18 protein-coding genes are annotated in these 13,789 nt (G+C 52.8%); all 18 read right to left on the bottom strand.

Annotation, left to right across the window (positions count from 1 at the left end; genetic code table 11):
* Positions 1-11 precede the first annotated feature (11 nt).
* The 18 genes from PsAD13_RS13015 to PsAD13_RS12930 all read right to left on the bottom strand — a co-directional run bounded on the left by PsAD13_RS13015 (position 12) and on the right by PsAD13_RS12930 (position 13,681).
* Positions 12-755, bottom strand: a complete 744-nt coding sequence (locus tag PsAD13_RS13015; protein ID WP_063318426.1) for a hypothetical protein — start codon at positions 753-755, stop codon at positions 12-14.
* Positions 752-1,438 carry a phage tail protein gene (locus PsAD13_RS13010; RefSeq protein ID WP_063318425.1) on the bottom strand — a complete coding sequence of 229 codons (687 nt, stop codon included), beginning with the start codon at positions 1,436-1,438 and terminating at the stop codon, positions 752-754. Before PsAD13_RS13010 ends, PsAD13_RS13015 begins: the two co-directional genes overlap by 4 nt.
* Complete coding sequence (locus PsAD13_RS13005) at positions 1,435-2,172, bottom strand: phage tail protein I (protein ID WP_063318424.1); 738 nt, start codon at positions 2,170-2,172, stop codon at positions 1,435-1,437. The genes PsAD13_RS13010 and PsAD13_RS13005 overlap by 4 nt, the downstream gene beginning before the upstream one ends.
* Positions 2,165-3,124, bottom strand: a complete 960-nt coding sequence (locus PsAD13_RS13000) for a baseplate J/gp47 family protein (protein ID WP_063318423.1) — start codon at positions 3,122-3,124, stop codon at positions 2,165-2,167. Before PsAD13_RS13000 ends, PsAD13_RS13005 begins: the two co-directional genes overlap by 8 nt.
* Positions 3,125-3,146: 22 nt before the next feature.
* Positions 3,147-3,521, bottom strand: coding sequence for a GPW/gp25 family protein (locus tag PsAD13_RS12995; RefSeq protein ID WP_063318422.1), 375 nt, complete (start codon positions 3,519-3,521; stop codon positions 3,147-3,149).
* Positions 3,522-3,524: 3 nt separating this feature from the next.
* A complete protein-coding gene (locus PsAD13_RS12990; RefSeq protein WP_063303713.1) occupies positions 3,525-3,725 on the bottom strand; it encodes a hypothetical protein in 201 nt (66 codons plus the stop codon).
* A gap of 12 nt (positions 3,726-3,737) precedes the next feature.
* The gene (locus PsAD13_RS12985; RefSeq protein ID WP_063318421.1) at positions 3,738-4,352 is read right to left on the bottom strand and encodes a phage baseplate assembly protein V; all 615 of its coding nucleotides are present in this window, start codon (positions 4,350-4,352) and stop codon (positions 3,738-3,740) included.
* Positions 4,353-4,367: 15 nt separating this feature from the next.
* Positions 4,368-5,156, bottom strand: a complete 789-nt coding sequence (locus PsAD13_RS12980) for a hypothetical protein (protein ID WP_063318420.1) — start codon at positions 5,154-5,156, stop codon at positions 4,368-4,370.
* Positions 5,156-5,530 (bottom strand): hypothetical protein, encoded by a 375-nt coding sequence (locus PsAD13_RS12975; protein WP_063318419.1) that lies wholly within the window; start codon positions 5,528-5,530, stop codon positions 5,156-5,158. The genes PsAD13_RS12980 and PsAD13_RS12975 overlap by 1 nt, the downstream gene beginning before the upstream one ends.
* A gap of 2 nt (positions 5,531-5,532) precedes the next feature.
* A complete protein-coding gene (locus PsAD13_RS12970; protein WP_063318418.1) occupies positions 5,533-5,835 on the bottom strand; it encodes a hypothetical protein in 303 nt (100 codons plus the stop codon).
* Entirely contained in the window at positions 5,835-6,890 is a 1,056-nt protein-coding gene (locus PsAD13_RS12965; RefSeq protein ID WP_063318417.1) for a major capsid protein, read from the bottom strand. Before PsAD13_RS12965 ends, PsAD13_RS12970 begins: the two co-directional genes overlap by 1 nt.
* A 13-nt stretch (positions 6,891-6,903) precedes the next feature.
* The gene (locus PsAD13_RS12960; protein ID WP_063318416.1) at positions 6,904-7,254 is read right to left on the bottom strand and encodes a hypothetical protein; all 351 of its coding nucleotides are present in this window, start codon (positions 7,252-7,254) and stop codon (positions 6,904-6,906) included.
* Positions 7,251-8,327 (bottom strand): head maturation protease, ClpP-related, encoded by a 1,077-nt coding sequence (locus tag PsAD13_RS12955; protein WP_063318415.1) that lies wholly within the window; start codon positions 8,325-8,327, stop codon positions 7,251-7,253. The genes PsAD13_RS12960 and PsAD13_RS12955 overlap by 4 nt, the downstream gene beginning before the upstream one ends.
* 24 nt (positions 8,328-8,351) lie before the next feature.
* Positions 8,352-8,612 (bottom strand): hypothetical protein, encoded by a 261-nt coding sequence (locus PsAD13_RS12950; RefSeq protein WP_153040889.1) that lies wholly within the window; start codon positions 8,610-8,612, stop codon positions 8,352-8,354.
* The gene (locus PsAD13_RS12945) at positions 8,605-10,236 is read right to left on the bottom strand and encodes a phage portal protein (RefSeq protein WP_063318414.1); all 1,632 of its coding nucleotides are present in this window, start codon (positions 10,234-10,236) and stop codon (positions 8,605-8,607) included. The genes PsAD13_RS12950 and PsAD13_RS12945 overlap by 8 nt, the downstream gene beginning before the upstream one ends.
* Positions 10,221-12,275: a terminase gpA endonuclease subunit gene (locus PsAD13_RS12940; protein WP_063318413.1), complete on the bottom strand. Its 2,055-nt coding sequence runs from the start codon at positions 12,273-12,275 to the stop codon at positions 10,221-10,223. Before PsAD13_RS12940 ends, PsAD13_RS12945 begins: the two co-directional genes overlap by 16 nt.
* A 16-nt stretch (positions 12,276-12,291) precedes the next feature.
* Positions 12,292-12,975 carry a hypothetical protein gene (locus PsAD13_RS12935; protein ID WP_063318412.1) on the bottom strand — a complete coding sequence of 228 codons (684 nt, stop codon included), beginning with the start codon at positions 12,973-12,975 and terminating at the stop codon, positions 12,292-12,294.
* Between the two features lie 169 nt (positions 12,976-13,144).
* Positions 13,145-13,681 (bottom strand): phage tail protein, encoded by a 537-nt coding sequence (locus PsAD13_RS12930; protein WP_063318411.1) that lies wholly within the window; start codon positions 13,679-13,681, stop codon positions 13,145-13,147.
* Between the last annotated feature and the right edge of the window lie 108 nt (positions 13,682-13,789).

Genomic DNA, 13,789 nt, shown 5'->3' with positions numbered 1-13,789 from the left:
CTCCTAACGCCTTAGAGCGTTGCCAGATTAGTGATGAGTTGTGTGGTGTTTGACGGGTCCTCAGCATCGGCGCCATCCACGTATTGGCCCGACATGTTCCCGTTCACATCGACGACGTTATTACCCAGAAAAACCAGACCCGTATGGGTTGCACACGCTAGCCAACCAAAGCCATTTTCATTGGGAAAAATCAGCTCGGCATCAGAGATGGCAAAATGAGAAAGCGTTTGAACATATCCAGAAAAATTGCCCAGAATTGAACGATAGCGATGATAACCGGGCAGGTCACCGGTGTAGATTGGAAATTCAATATTGACGAAGCGGAGCATGAACCCTGCATTCAAACCAAACGTATTCCAGCCAGACAGATAAGCAGACCCATCTTTCTCGAAGACAGAGGCTTTGAGTTTAGCCTTTCCGCTTGGCGCCCTGTGGCCGTAGATCTGAATGCTCTTGTTTTGAAGAGAATAGCGCTCTGGTGGTAAAGTGATGTCTGAGAGCAGGTAGATGTCAGCGCTGCCATTGATTGGAGCTCGCTCAATGGCCCCTTGCAGGGTAAGCAAAGGCTCCTCAACGGTACCAAGGTTGCTATTGTCACCATTGAACGCATCCACATAAAGTATTTTATGTGTTTCAGGAAACGCAGCTACAGCGGCCTGAACCTTATGATCAATCTCAGTTTCTTTTGCTTCAAACGTATCAATCAGCTCTGTCGCCTTGCCAACCAGCTTGGTGATTTCACCCGTCAAACTCATTGCAGGATCTCCTTTGTCTTAAAGATGTTTTGGGCATTGGTAAGTGCTAGTGCCCCGGTGTTGGTAATGAGGGGGAGCAGGTCATTAATCTGCTGTTGCTGATGCTCAATGACCTGCTGTAGTTGGTTGGTATTTGCGGTGAGTGCGAGAGTTGCGGATCGTTGTTTTTCCAGCTGACTCATGCGCTCAGAGAGCATAAGGTTGCGCAGCTGTTCGCCAATCAAAGCCGAACCGAGGCTGGCAAACTCTTCGCCAAAGAAGATCTGAAGATCCACATCACCAGTTACTTGAATGACACCCTGAGGAAGCGCGACAAGCGCCAGCACAAAGGAAAACGCAATTGGTACACCGGGAGTGTATTGCGCTAATGGCGTGTCAGGGTCTGACCAGACAGCAAGCAAGGTGCCATCCTCAAGCACCACGCCCAGCTCTGCCAATGTGAACCCGGTGTCCCCGTCAATCTTGGCCGTGATCTCCATCTGGAAATCATCCAGATAACGAGACCCAACAATCTCAACACGGGCCTTTTCTGATTTCAGACTGTTTTCATTACCCGTTGGAGTGTAGCGCGAGGCACCAAACGCCAGGTGTGTGATCCTGGCATGAAGGCCAGCGTCTGAGGCATCAAAGATGGATCGCATGCCAGCGCGCGTAAGTGTTGGATTAATGGCCTTAAGGCTCATGTCAAAAGCTCTCCATGAAGTGAAAGAAAGGAATGCCCGCGACCAGTTGCGGCACAACCAGGAACGGCCCCCATTTGCGGGAGAACCGGCTCAACTGTTTGCGCCAGGAAGGCAACACCACGCGCCATTGTGCCTGCGCTCAACGTAGCTCCACTTTCGGGCAAAACCATTGCGCCCATCGGCTGCGTGAAGGCATTAGACCGGCCTGCAAGACCAATACTGAGCGACGTCTCAAACTGTGCCCCAATCTGGAAACTAAAGCCCCGCGATTTTGGTTTAGTTGCTGAGATTGTGCTCAGGATATTTTCTTGCAATCGTGTATCCAGAACCGGCCCATCAGCAAAGATTTGCTCATTGGCATAAGCAGTAATCTCAAACGTGCCAGGAACGCCGGAACCGCCCTCTTGCCACCATTCCAGCAAGTGCGCTGCCACCCCAAGAGCTGTGAGGGCAGTCTTAATTGAGTAAGGGGTGCCTTTGTATTTGTGCACCTCTTCCGAGACAGCCAGCACACGGCGTTTGACTTGCTCAGGCCATTCCCGGTCCCACACATCAACGGAAAGCTCCCAGCCCAGATGATCAAGCAGGCTTGCAGGTGCTTTCAAAGGGTCCAGACAATCGCGAATAACACCAGCTGGAAGACCAGACATACGGTCTTCAACAAGGTCCATTGCCACAGCTATGTCAGCAGAGTTCGGCGGCAGCACAGTTTGGCGGAGAGCCTTATCAGACATTGCGCCAGCCTCCGGTGATGGAGGTAACGGTGATTTTGACAGAAGAGGCGTAAGGCGCTTCAAAAGGCCCGACCATCACATCAGCCGCAGGCTTGGTGATGATCACCTCCTCCACACCATCAACTTTCAATGCCGCCGCAAGTGTGGTGCGATAGAGCGGGCGACCTATGGCAAGGCGCGTTGAAATAAACTTTTGCAAGGTTGCTTGCGCTTGTTCTTCAACGATGGAAGCAGTTGAAGCTGACACAACTTGCAGCTCAGCTTCAACTTCATAGTGAACAGGTGTCGCAGAGATAACCGTCAACTTGTCACCCACTGGCCTGCGTTTGTCTGATTTCAGGTTCTGATAAACGCTCTCCAACAGAGCATTACTTGCGACCCCGTCCCCAATTCTGGAAAGAACACAAATCACGGGCTCAGCAGGAGGAATTGGCGGGTCCAGATTGTCATCAGGCCCATAAGGCACAACGTCCAGCACATCACCGGAGGCCTGCAAAGCCCAGTAGACGTATGCGCCTTCCGGCCCATAGGGAGAGTAACTTTCCAGCACCAGCTGAATGCGTGCCCTATAACTCTCGTCATCCTCATAAATGGTATTTTCAGGGTCACTGTCATCCAGAACCAAGCGGGCAACGCCCCGCCCTGCTCCGCGATGGTCAAGATCAGATCCAGTTGCCGTTGCAAGCAGAACTGATTTCACCGCCGCATTGATGCGCGCATTCATGTAAAGCTCGCGCGATGCTCCTGCCTCACTTAAATAGCGGGCGGGCGATGCTGCAATGGAGCGCGCCAGTGCCATGATCTCATCAGCTTCAGCCTGTTCAAAGCGGCCATCACGCAAATGACGGTCCAGCTCAACAAGGCGTGCTTCAAGCAAAGCATTATAGTCCAGTTCCACCACAGCGGAGGGTTCCGGCAGTGTCGCCAGATCAAGCGCAGCAAAGCGGCTCATGGTGTTATCCTGATGTCGGGAGTTAAAGGCCAGAGATCGGCACAGATAAGGTTTGCTCTCCACTTTCCGGCGTGGTGTCGCCGTAATGGCCTCTTGGCAAATAGATGCCAACCAGGTTCAAGAGGATCTTGCCAGGTTCAGCCTGTGATACGTTTAGGGAGCTTAAAGAAAACCTTGGCTCCCACTGCTCCAGGGCAGTTGCGACAGCTACAAACAGCGCCAGAATGCCAGCATCATTTGAGGGAACATCCACCAGGTTTGGCAGGTCAGAACCAAACTCACGCAAGAAAACCCGCGTATTTTTTGGAGTTGAGAACAGCCGGTTGATGGACTGGACCACATGAGCCCAGCCAGAAACTTCCCCGCCCGTTATCTCACTTAAGTCCTTACCGGCCATATTCTAGTCAGCTCTTCGAGAGGTGGCCTTGCCTTTAGCAGGGGCCGGTTTCGTGGTCTTCGCGTTTACTTCTGCAAGCCGGCTACCAAGAGGTGGAAGATCAACTTGAGCCTGTTTTTCAAACAACTCAATTTCCTCGCCTTCCCGGCGATAGGTTCCATGCAAGAAGCCTGCACGCAAAACACGGTAGCGGTTTTTTTCCATAGTATCCTCCAATTAGACAGGAGCCCCGGTCTTAGATGGACCAGGTGTCACTCCAGAATGAATGTGGGTGTGGTCTATTGTGGTGCCTTCCGACTTCACATAGCCGAAGTTCAAATCCACATCGCCTGCGGCCTCAATGCCTGAAGGCGTCAAGGTGATGGACGTACCAGCAACGCTGAAAGTCATCCGCCCATCAACCAAGGCAATGGACGCATTCCCAACACTGAGCTGGAGTTTATCGCCACCACCTGAAACGATAATTTTTGTAGCCCCAGCCTGCGCCAGGACATGGTCGTCTCCTTTTGCGCTCGGTCTGGGATTGTCTTCACTTGGCAGCGCAGACCCAATGCGGGCATCGGTTAAATCACCGCTCTCACTGGTCAGTGAGACTTGCTGACCAATCGAAGGCGGATTGTGGGTTTTATTGGCGCCGCTTGCTGGCTCGGTCCAGGGTAGCCAGCCCGTAAGCATGGGAGTATCTGAATCTGTCAGCCTGACCCGTGCTTTGCCTTTGGCTGCATCAACTTCAGAAATCACCCCTTCCCGCGTGCGCGAAGCAAGTCGCCGTTTGATCTCGGCAATCTCGAAATGCAGTTCAGCAATTAAGTCTGGCAGGTCCTGCGACATTGCGCGTGCTCCAAGTTACCGGGAACCGGCGCTAAGTGTGCCTTCCGGTTGTTCGCTGGAAAATGTTGCTGAAGGATTGATCTTGGAAGCGCTGGTCAGTTTTAGGGCATCCGCTTCAAGGCCAGATAGCCCATGAAGGAAGGAAAGCCGGTCATCCTGTTCCCGACCGTTCCAGGCAAGCAAACCTTGCAAGCGCTCACATTGTTCCGGATCACTTTCAGCAAGCTTTGCTAGAAACCGGCTCCAAATCCCGGCCTCAGGCAGTGCTGCTCCTGGAACAGGGTCTGCAACCAGCTCAACGGTTAGCCGCAACTGACCACTCACCAGCCGCACCCCATCACGGGCATTGCCATGGCGCAGCTCTTCACAAGCTCGAAAGTCTGGAGCAAATCCCTTAAGCAGCTCAGACCAATGGTTTTGAGGATCAAGAAGAGCAAACTTGATTTGCCGCGTTAAAGCATCAAGAAAGAACTCAAAGTTGGGACTTGTTGCAGGCACCTCCAGCCCAACGACAACACTCTCACCCTTCTCGTTGGTCTGGGTCATCGCAGCTGTAATGCCGAAATTAAATACCAGATCCAGGTGACCATTTACGCGCAGCGAGCGACCACCCAACTCGCCCGAATTAGAAACATCCGTGTAAACGGCAATAAAAGGGCCTTCCTCATCGGTGCGCAAACTTCCATCACCACTCACCTGAAGCGCAGCCACCTTGCTATCAAGGATGTTGTTACCAACTAGTGTTCCAGCTGTTTTTAGCGCCTCTACGGCGCAGTGACGCAATGCAATACGGGCAAGCGACATTAGGCTTCTCCGAGTTCAAGAATAATGCGGGACGCACCGCGATCAGAAACATCAAGGACTTCAAACCACGGGAGGCCAGCACGGGAAAGCGCTTGCACTTTATCCCCGGTCTTGGGCATAGGTCCGCCATAGTCAGAGCGGGAAAGCTCCAAGAAAGATGGCTCTGCAGAAAGGCTGGTGCGCTCTTTTTTCGATCCCTTAGCAAGATTGAACGCATGCCCTGCATCACAGCGCAAAACCGCATTCACCACCGTATTTTCGCGGGCCGGATCGCTGCGCTGCTCACCGTCAAGGAAAGCCAGTAAAACCGGCTCTCCCATGACGTCATCCACCTCTTCGGTGAGTTCGGCCCGAAGGTCATCAAGCTCAGACATGATCAGTCCTGAGCCGAACCATCGGTGCTGGTCTGATCCTCAGGCTTCGTGCCACCAGAGCCATCACCTGCTCCAGTGCCAGTAGACAGGTCCTGAGCTGACTTACCGCTCTGAGAACCAGAGTTGTCACTCTGCGTTGCCGCTGGTTTAGGCGGCAGAGAAACTTCTGCAAGCCCACCAAAGGCATCCAGTTTACTTAGCTCAGCCTTCTTCAAACCTGTTGGCAGTTGCTCGCCCGGTTTAATGACGCCTTTTGAGGTCAGCAACCGGGCAGTTGCAATCTTGACTGTGCCAGCTCCTGCCATCAGACCACCCCTTTCCAAACTTTCACACCATTTGGACGACCTGGGATCATCAATGGCGCTGATTGCGTCATTGCCTGATCAATGGACGGATTGTCCTGTTCCCAAACTTTGGGGAACATAGGCATCGCCTGAAGGCCTGCCTTTTTGTCCATAATGGTGCCAAATGCACGAACCCCGTAAACACCAGAGGTCCCACTTTCACCAACTGACGCAATCAGCATGACTTCACCAGATTCCAGATATGGCTTTTCTGTCCCATCAACATCCCGGTAAGTGCTGTGATCGACATAGATGTTAAAGTTGCCAACCGTCCCTTTGAACTCAACTGGATTTTCCGGGTCTGTTGCAGATGGAGACGCCGTCAAAGTGCTGTCATTGCGCTTGGTCAGATCCATTTCTGCCTTCACGCTTTTGTTCACTTTGAAATGTCGCCACACATCCGGTGCGAGGTAGACTTCTGTTGCCCGAGATCCGGTCTTTTTAGCAACCTCCGCAGAACCTTCTTCCAAAAGGGAGAAAAGCTCATAGTCGGGGTTGGACCACTTCTGGTCATCATCGGTGATCAAGTCCACCATTTCAGGCGCACGGCCAAAATCGACCAGACGAGCGGGATAGTCTTCACCTGCTATTGTGACTTTGCCATCTTTCAAAGCAAAACGACAAAGCCATTCCCATCGCGCCTCAACCTGCATTTTCTGCTCGTAAAGCGCGAGAGCAACTGCACGCTCAAACCGATCCATAGCCGTAAGCTCACCAGAGAACTTTTCGCCGGCCATACGGGTGATAGCATCTGTGGGCTTGATCACATTCAGCGGCTTCACGTAAGCAGGTTTGAATGACTTAGCCGTGTACCCAGCACGTTCCTGAGGCTTACCTGCATTCAGTGGCATCACGAAAGGTGCAAGCGACACCTGATCTCTGAACACACTGTCAAAATGGATCTCTTCTTTATCTGAGAGATATTCAAGCTTGAAAAACTTATCAATGAAGTGACGTTTAGGCGTGAAGATTGTTTCAATCACAGTCATCAGATCGCTTAGGGTGTAAATATCCATGAGCGTATTCTCCTTAAGCAACCTGCCAGTAACGCGCCAAGATGCCGTTGCCACGCAGCGCTTGCTTCACCGCTTCAGCATCCAGAGCGCCAAAATGCATTTCATTTAGATTGAAGTCGTCCCCCTGAACGTAAACGCCCATGGAACTGTCAGCCTCCAGCGTAATACCAACGGGCATCACAACACTGGCCTTGCTCGCATCAGTAAGTGCAATAAACACCTTATTGGCGCTGTCATACTCAAGCACTTGACCGCGCTTGTAAGTACCAGCGGCAACTGTGTTGGGTTGGGTTTTAACGTTCCCGCCATGAAGATTATCGACGGGAGACTTTCCATGGTTAGTACTTCCAGCCAACTGGCTCATTTAGCACCTCCAAACATGCTCTTTGCTCGATTGACCAGGCGTGTCCCTTTATCATCGTCGGTCAAATCTGATGGGTTGCTGTAACTAGATGCTTGGGAACTGGCAGATAGGCGCTGCTGTTCGTAAGTACTGGCCTGAGTTCTTTGTCCGTCACTCTTCGGCGCATTGCCCTCACCAGCTTTAGCAGCCTTATCAAGCACCTTTTGACTATCTTCAAAGTTCGTTGAGGTCTCAAACGCGAGGTACTTCGCAAGTTCAGTGCGACCAACAGCTTCCGCACAATTGAGGATCTTACCGATGCGCTCACGTTCCGCTGTTGCCTCATCGGCAGCGTTTGACTGCGTCTTGTCAGTGTTAGGGCTGGCGGAGTTGGCATCCGCCGCAGGTTGTGTCGTCATAGGCTGTATCTCCTGATTGACAGTCGTTTGTGCGACGGATGCCGCCGGAGAGCGCTCAGCTTGAGCGCTCCAGTTCTTTGTCTTGGAAAGTTGCTTCAAAGTGTCGGGTGCACAGTTGTAAGTGCGGTAGTCAAAGGCAGACACACTCACTGCCTGAGCAGCCTCATCAACGGTTGCAAAACCTTGAACCTGGGCTTCACTGCCATTCATCCAGGTTTCTTCAACCATCATTTGGCGTAGTTCTTCGGATGTCTTGCCGGTTACATCTGCGTAGATGCCTGCCAGCAAATCAGCTTGCTTGTGCAGCAGCTCACCCATCGCTTCGTGCTCTGCTGCTGTGCCGCGTTTTTCTCCAGCAGGATCATGGATCATCATCATGGCCCCGGTGCGCATAGTGCGCTCATCACCAGCCATGGCAATAATGGAGGCAGCTGAAGCTGCCATTGCGTCGATGATGACAGACACTTTGCCCTTGTGCGTCTTCAGAGCATTGAAGATGGCAATACCTTCATCGGTATAGCCACCGCCTGAGTTGATCCGCGCGGTGATCGGCTCATCACGGCCATGCAGAGCAAGAGCATTTAGCACTTCCAATGCTGTAAAGCCTTCATCCCAATAGTTTTCGCCAACGAACCCATAAAGAATGAGTTCGCCGTCCTGTAAAATTCCCGGCATTTTGGATATCCTTAAAGGGTGGGTTCAGCACCAGCGAACTGAGCGAGCCCGGCGGCGAAGCTTGCCGCCAGCAGCTAGGCTGCATTTGGCATCGTACTGAGCAATCAGCTTTTGCAGCGCAGGCAGATTGGCAGCTGAGTAGGTCACTTCATCCCGTCCAAACCGGACGGTTTCACGGCGTCCACCAGCGGCAACAACCAACTCAATTTTGCGGAGCGCCGTTGCAACAGCACATGGCTCATTGATGGAAACCATGTCAGAACCTATTTTGACCTGATCACTCATCAGCAGCTCCTTGTGCTTCATCAGTGTTTGGTGCCGTTGCCTGTGAAGATACTCGCTCATAGGGTGAACGCATTCCCTCAGCGAGATAGCGCCGGTGCTCGGAGAGGCGCTGCTCAAACAACTCCTCTTCATCTATGCCCATCTCAGAACATTCATGGGCAAGGGATGAGGTGCCATTTTCCAAACGGGTGCTGGAAGCCTTAGCGCTTTTTGCATCATCTGCCGTTGGTTTGGCTGGTCCTTGCCACTGGGCCCAGGACGCTTCTTCACGCAAAGCCGAATAGGCTTCATACCCGCCCTTGAACGGGATACGCTCTTCACCGATTTCCTCATCAAGCCAGCTTTCGTAAACAGCCTGATAGGTGGGCGCAGCAATGCGCTCTCGCCGCCTGGTCACGACCGGCCAAATGCTTGCATTTTCCATCCGGACACTGGAGTAAGTGGCATTGGAATAATCCATGGTGAGACCACCGTAGGTAATCCCAATCGCCCGAGCCATTTCCCGACCAAGCGAACCAGAAAACGGTAGGTAATGAGGACCTGGAGTTCCAGCTGTCTTGATTTCGAAATCTTCTCCAGGCGCGATATGTGACACCGTAGGATCACTGCCCAAATGAACGGAGTTTTCTGCTGATTTATCCAAGGTGCTTAGGAGATAATCAGAAAAAGAGTCTTTGAACTCCTTGCCGGCTTCGGTGTCTTGCATCGCGTCGATCGCAGCAAACGCTTCTTCTGATGGCAACTCACTCTTCAAAACAGCAGCAAACAGGGTTTGCAAAATAGCGGTTTGCAGCGTGGCATCTTCAAGCATTTCGTGCTGGATGTGCTTTCTAAAGGCAGACGCTAAAACGGAAATCCCACGTACATCGCTTGCACAGGTGGGATCAAAAATATGCAAGACCTGAGCACGCCCAGCCAGATCGCGAGCGTTATACCTTGTCTTGACGGTTTGACCGTTTCTCGCCTCTTCAATCAGATAGGAAATCGGGCGGCCATTCTCATCATGGTAGACACCTTGAAACAAACGGTCATGTTCCAGCGTGTCCTGAACCAGCTTCTGCGGTGAGAACAGGCAGAGCTTCGTTCCGGCCTTAATGCCGTAACGAGCCCGCTGAGCGCTGCCCATATAGTCCAGCATGCCCGTCACTTCGCCAAAGGTGATGTAGTCTCTCAAAGAGCAATCAACCAACTGTGGCAGGGTGAACTTACCGCGCATGTCGCATTCAGCCTGGTTCCAGGCAAACCGCTTCCAACGTTGCTTAACTAGTCGGCACCAATCAGCAGTTTCCTGCGCATCATAGCCTGCAGCGTGTAAGTCCGGTTTGGGATTAAGCAGCAGCTCGGAGCCAACCGTATCTGCAATCACCTGATCCACAGCGCCTTTAAGCCGCCCTGAGTTTTGAATGATGTCACGCGCCAGCCCCGCACAGCGGCGCCAGGACAAACGAATATCATCCCGGCTGTTTGTGAGCGGAGCTGGTCGTGTTGCCAGAACCTTAGAGCGAGTATCGCGCAGATATCGACTGACGCTGCGCACTGCAACCTGCCCTGTTCCCTGCTCAGGTGGTGCTGATTTCCCGCCTCGGTTAAGCAACCGACCAAGCGCTTTTAACGGTTTCGCCATTTCTCGCGCCTCTTCCTGATACGTTGCTGCCTCTCTGCCCATCCGTTGTCGTGAGCGGGAGCTGCTTTTATCTCTGATGTTTTGGTGGGAGTGCTGACCTGAATTGCCTTGACTGCTTCAGGTGAAAGCAAGTCCAGATCCTTTGCAGGCGCCAACCGCTTTCGCAGCCGCGCCCAATCATTGTCAGTGTTGGAAGTCAGGCCCAAATGCTCGGCAATCGCCATGGCGTAGATCCGGCAATCAAGGAAGTGGTTATCTTTCCGGGATTTCTTCCATTCCTCAAGCAACCGGCCCTTCACCAGTTTCTGGTCGAAGTACTCAGCCGTGATTTGAAGAAAGTATTCTTCATTCAGCCAAACACCGTAATGACAATAACCAGGTGGATCACACTCAGCGCCAGCTGCCATGCCAGACTTATGCAAGCTGCCATAGAACTCATGCTTAAGGCCCCATGTTCCAACCGGCCAAAGCTGAGAGCCACGCACCTTTACGCGCTTGCCCCGTTTGTTGACTGACTTCTTTTGAGGTAACCCGATCGCTGGAACACCGCGTCCCCCTTGACCTTTAATGGCGTAGGTATCTGGCCTTGCTCTGCACCAACTCAGCACCTGCTCCATACGGCCACTGTCACCAGCATCCACCGCCAGACCATCCAGCCGGCGTTCCATGCCCCATGCGTCCTTAAAGCCTTGCTTGTAAAACGCATCCAGCTTGAGCCATGCACCCGCCTTGATGTCATCCGTTGACCCTTCAAGAAAGTGCGCATCCACGCACCAACTTTGCCGGTCATCTCCAAAGGCGACCGCCTCTACATAGATGCCGTAGTGCTGAACATCCGCGCCGGCCACAAACAACAGGCCTTCAGCCGGGATCTTCCCACGCTCCAGCTGTTCACGCCGTTCCATAAGCCGTTCATGTTTCGGAGCATTGCCACGCATGGCGTAAGCCTTGGCGAGCACCAGATTGGTGAAGTTCTTTTTGGCTGCTTCACTTCGTTTTTCTGCGTTGATGAAGTCCCGCGCGATATCGCCGTAACTCATCATCAGAGAGCAAAACGCATCCACATGGAAACCCGGCTGGCGTCCCTCGTCTGGCTTTGTAGCAATGAACTGCCCTTTGCGAACAGCAACAACGCGCTCAGCCTCTGTAATGGAGTGGCCACATTCCTCACAAAGGTAGGTGCTTTCCTCTGGGTTCTCGCGGTTTACCTGAAAGCCGCTCCAGTCCTGCCGTTGTTCAAAGTCGCAGGAAGGGCAGCAGATGTGCCAAAACCGTTGGTCTGAGCGTTTGAAATCGCGGTCGATACGGCAATGACCTGGACCTTCTCCGTCTTCATCACCGCTATCATGTTCCGGGGTAGAAAGAGCAAAGATCTTATAGGACTTCTCACGGCGAAAGGCGGTAAAGCGCCCAAAGAAAAGCTCTTCAGGATCTCCGCCATTGTCCGTCTCTTCCCACTTGGAAACCTCGTCCTTCACCCCATACTTGATCGTCTTGGAGGAAAGATCCATTTCCGAATTGGCATTAGCAAGCGACAGTGCGCCCCCTGGAAACTTCTTCTCAAAGGTGGTTGATCCTTTACCGCTGCGGCTTGTAATCGGTTCAATCACCTGCTTGGAAGTGCGCTTCTCCCATGCCTCAATCAAAGGCATGATCTTCATGGAATTGGTTTCTTTCAGCGCCTGATCGCCTGGCACAGCGTACAGAATATTGTCGGGTGCGTTTTCCGCCAGGTAGATGCTCCAGGAAAGCCCCAGAATGGAAACACCGGTCTGCTGAGATTTGCGAACACAGACATAGTTGCAAGGGTGATCAGCAGACAGACACGCGGCGATTTCCGGCAAATACGGAGCGTCTTTTGCATTCCAAAGCTCTCCACGTCTTGGGCCGTCCACCAGCTCAATGTTTTTGGGAAGCCATTCGTGAAACGGCAGTGGCTTTTTAGGGCGGATCGTTCTTGCAAGCACTCGCGTAACGAGGCGAGCTGCACCATAAACTCTTGTGTTTGCTCCTCGCAAACTTCCCAAAGTTTCCTGCATAGCTCACCTGTTGTCGTTAGAGTTCCTCCTGTTGCTCCTCTGCAAGCATCAGTTCTTCTGCACTTGCTTCAGTGCCAATCATGCCCTCTGGCAGATCATCAAACTGTGGTGCTTCCTGAAAAGCAGCCTCCATTGCTTCGGCAATCTCCTGCGCAACTTCAAAGGCAGCATCCTTCAGCGCCAGGCGCAGGCCATGGACACCATCCTTGGTGACACGCGCTGCCAGGTCATCTGCCCGGTTGGGAAGCCGCGAAACAACAGATTTAATCTCGCCTCCCATTTTGGCGAGCGCATCTTCCATAAGATCGCGGCGCACCAGTGCTCCAAGCTCTTCCTGCATTGCAAGCCGGAGCCGGAGCACTTTGAGCCATGTTTCCTGACGCTTACCTTCGTTCAAGCTTTGCGGATCGGCACCGGGTGCTGCCGGCATACTCCCCTCTGTCGAGGGCTGGCTTGTTGGTGCCGTTGGAACAGCGGGGAGCTTGGTGGTCGTTTTCAGCGGATTAGAAAATCGGGAGCGGATGTGATCATAGTGGGCAAGCGAAAAGCATGTGATCCGCCCGCGCCCATCCCGCTCAACTGGCAAGTTATGATTGTCTGCGTAGTTGCGCACGTTTTTTGAAACAGCTGATTTGGAGACCCCGTCCCGATCGGCAACCTGCACAAATGTTGCCATCACCAGTGGTGCATCTTCGTGCATCTGAAAACCTCCACTTCTGGCAACCTTGGCAACCGGTTGCTGGCAACTCTAACAACCCTGACAACTCAAATTTTCAATCTGTAAAACTGACGAAACCCCGGGAGCTGCGCCCCCCGCGGGGAAAGGGTGTTTTGTACGGTCCCTTTTTTTCTCAGCCGCCGCCGCGCCCTCAGAGCGAGCGGAGCAGCCGGTCGATTTCGTGTTCCAGCCGAGGCCGCAGCTTTTCGTCAGCGACGCTTTCGAGCACGTCCATAAATTCATCTTCATGGTTTTGAACATCAGCAGCAGGGTTTGGCCCCCAAAGTTCGCGGACCGGAAGGCGCGCTGCGCTTGATCGTTTGAACACTCCGGCATGACCAGAGGCCATCGTGGCAAGGAATGTGCCTTGGTGTGTTCCCCAGTTGCGAACAGATACACCATCCCGTGTCTGGCGGGCGCTCCCCAGCTGGTAGAGCGGTATCCAACCAGAGCGCATGATCACACTGGCAGTATCTACTCCTGTGTTCACCGCAATGGTTACACTGCGAATATCCTTTTGCCGCATTCCTGTAGATGCCGCGGACTTTCGAATTACCCGAGTTTTGGCAATTGCTGTCGTATGTTTGAGGGCGCGAGCAATGGCCTTTCCTTTGATCTCACCGGGCAAGTTGCCAAGCCCACGCATGAGGTCATCCAAGTCTCGTTTGTCAAAGCTAATTGTGAACATGTTGAGGCCTTAGGAAACAAGCGATGTGGCGCTTTTCAATAAAAAACCGCCCTGCAGGTTGTCCCTCAAGGCGGTTTTCTTTCCGCTGTCAGGCTGTCAAACGACGCG

Source organism: Pseudovibrio sp. Ad13 (assembly GCF_001623225.1).
Lineage (GTDB): Bacteria > Pseudomonadota > Alphaproteobacteria > Rhizobiales > Stappiaceae > Pseudovibrio.
Note: the sequence above shows the minus strand (reverse complement) of the source record. Positions and strands in the feature narration are given on the sequence as shown.

What these genes read in the sequence shown, in the direction of transcription:
- PsAD13_RS13015 (WP_063318426.1), bottom strand. Translation starts at nt 755, where the DNA reads ATGAGTTTGACGGGTGAAATCACCAAGCTGGTTGGCAAGGCGACAGAG.
- PsAD13_RS13010 (WP_063318425.1), bottom strand. Translation starts at nt 1,438, where the DNA reads ATGAGCCTTAAGGCCATTAATCCAACACTTACGCGCGCTGGCATGCGA.
- PsAD13_RS13005 (WP_063318424.1), bottom strand. Translation starts at nt 2,172, where the DNA reads ATGTCTGATAAGGCTCTCCGCCAAACTGTGCTGCCGCCGAACTCTGCT.
- PsAD13_RS13000 (WP_063318423.1), bottom strand. Translation starts at nt 3,124, where the DNA reads ATGAGCCGCTTTGCTGCGCTTGATCTGGCGACACTGCCGGAACCCTCC.
- PsAD13_RS12995 (WP_063318422.1), bottom strand. Translation starts at nt 3,521, where the DNA reads ATGGCCGGTAAGGACTTAAGTGAGATAACGGGCGGGGAAGTTTCTGGC.
- PsAD13_RS12990 (WP_063303713.1), bottom strand. Translation starts at nt 3,725, where the DNA reads ATGGAAAAAAACCGCTACCGTGTTTTGCGTGCAGGCTTCTTGCATGGA.
- PsAD13_RS12985 (WP_063318421.1), bottom strand. Translation starts at nt 4,352, where the DNA reads ATGTCGCAGGACCTGCCAGACTTAATTGCTGAACTGCATTTCGAGATT.
- PsAD13_RS12980 (WP_063318420.1), bottom strand. Translation starts at nt 5,156, where the DNA reads ATGTCGCTTGCCCGTATTGCATTGCGTCACTGCGCCGTAGAGGCGCTA.
- PsAD13_RS12975 (WP_063318419.1), bottom strand. Translation starts at nt 5,530, where the DNA reads ATGTCTGAGCTTGATGACCTTCGGGCCGAACTCACCGAAGAGGTGGAT.
- PsAD13_RS12970 (WP_063318418.1), bottom strand. Translation starts at nt 5,835, where the DNA reads ATGGCAGGAGCTGGCACAGTCAAGATTGCAACTGCCCGGTTGCTGACC.
- PsAD13_RS12965 (WP_063318417.1), bottom strand. Translation starts at nt 6,890, where the DNA reads ATGGATATTTACACCCTAAGCGATCTGATGACTGTGATTGAAACAATC.
- PsAD13_RS12960 (WP_063318416.1), bottom strand. Translation starts at nt 7,254, where the DNA reads ATGAGCCAGTTGGCTGGAAGTACTAACCATGGAAAGTCTCCCGTCGAT.
- PsAD13_RS12955 (WP_063318415.1), bottom strand. Translation starts at nt 8,327, where the DNA reads ATGCCGGGAATTTTACAGGACGGCGAACTCATTCTTTATGGGTTCGTT.
- PsAD13_RS12950 (WP_153040889.1), bottom strand. Translation starts at nt 8,612, where the DNA reads ATGAGTGATCAGGTCAAAATAGGTTCTGACATGGTTTCCATCAATGAG.
- PsAD13_RS12945 (WP_063318414.1), bottom strand. Translation starts at nt 10,236, where the DNA reads ATGGCGAAACCGTTAAAAGCGCTTGGTCGGTTGCTTAACCGAGGCGGG.
- PsAD13_RS12940 (WP_063318413.1), bottom strand. Translation starts at nt 12,275, where the DNA reads ATGCAGGAAACTTTGGGAAGTTTGCGAGGAGCAAACACAAGAGTTTAT.
- PsAD13_RS12935 (WP_063318412.1), bottom strand. Translation starts at nt 12,975, where the DNA reads ATGCACGAAGATGCACCACTGGTGATGGCAACATTTGTGCAGGTTGCC.
- PsAD13_RS12930 (WP_063318411.1), bottom strand. Translation starts at nt 13,681, where the DNA reads ATGTTCACAATTAGCTTTGACAAACGAGACTTGGATGACCTCATGCGT.